This window comes from Acidovorax facilis, from assembly GCF_023913775.1.
Classification (GTDB): domain Bacteria; phylum Pseudomonadota; class Gammaproteobacteria; order Burkholderiales; family Burkholderiaceae_C; genus Acidovorax; species Acidovorax facilis.
On sequence record NZ_JAMXAX010000312.1, the window covers coordinates 1 to 924 of the forward strand.

Annotated in this window: 1 protein-coding gene; it reads right to left on the bottom strand. The window is 63.7% G+C overall.

Translation table 11 applies throughout. From position 1 onward, the window contains the following. Positions 1-924 (bottom strand): type I restriction-modification enzyme R subunit C-terminal domain-containing protein (locus NFX52_RS30360; protein WP_289781650.1); only part of this gene is annotated, 924 nt, incomplete at both ends.

Sequence of the window (924 nt, forward strand, 5' to 3'; positions counted from 1 at the left end):
CGGGTCAAGGTCTTTGCCTACCTCGTCGGCCAGGGCTTCGAGCAGCACGCCCTGCCCTTCCAGTTCTTGCAGCAGCGCGGCCTTGCGGTCGGCCTGCTGCCAGGCCTGCAGAAACTGGTCGAGCGAGTCGAAGCGCTTGCGCAGGTTGATGCGGGTGTAGTCGCGCAGGCTTTCGGTGATGAGCTGGCCCTGGGCGTTGAGGTACTGCACGCGCTCGCGGGCGATCATCACGGTGACGTTGTTGCCGAGGATGTATTTCTTCGGGCCGTCCGCTGCGCCGCTGCCGCCCGCAAACGGGCCGAGGGGTTGGCCTTCGACAGGCTCAGGCTGAACGGGTTGGGTGGGGTCGAATGGATGGGGTGAGCCGAGTGGCTCGGGCGGCGCCACGGGCTCGCCTGCACCGGGTTCGTAGATTTGCACGGGCTCGCCGTCAAAGTCTTTATCGGCAAACAGCTCGGTGGCGCGCTTGAAGTCGAGAATCGTGAACCAGGTCTTGCCCAGGTCTTCGCGCAGGCGGGTGCCTCGGCCGATGATCTGCTTGAACAGCGTCATGGACTTGATGCCCTGGTCCAGCACGATGAGCTTGCAGGTTTGGGCGTCGACCCCGGTGCTCATGAGCTTGGAGGTGGTGGCGATCACCGGGTAGGTTTTCTCGGGGTCGATGAAGTTGTCGAGCTCCAGCTTGCCCTCGGTGTTGTCGCCGGTGATTTGCACCACGTATTTAGGCTGGGTAGCGCACAGGTCGGCGTTGGCATTGCTCAGCGCCTGGCGCATGCGCGCGGCGTGGTCGATGTCTTCGCAAAACACAATGGTCTTGGCGTAGCGGTCGGTGGCCTTGAGGTATTCGGTGATCTTGGCGGCTACCGCCACGTCGCGCTGCTCCAGCACGAGCTTGCGGTTCATGTCGGCGCCGGTGTAGATGCG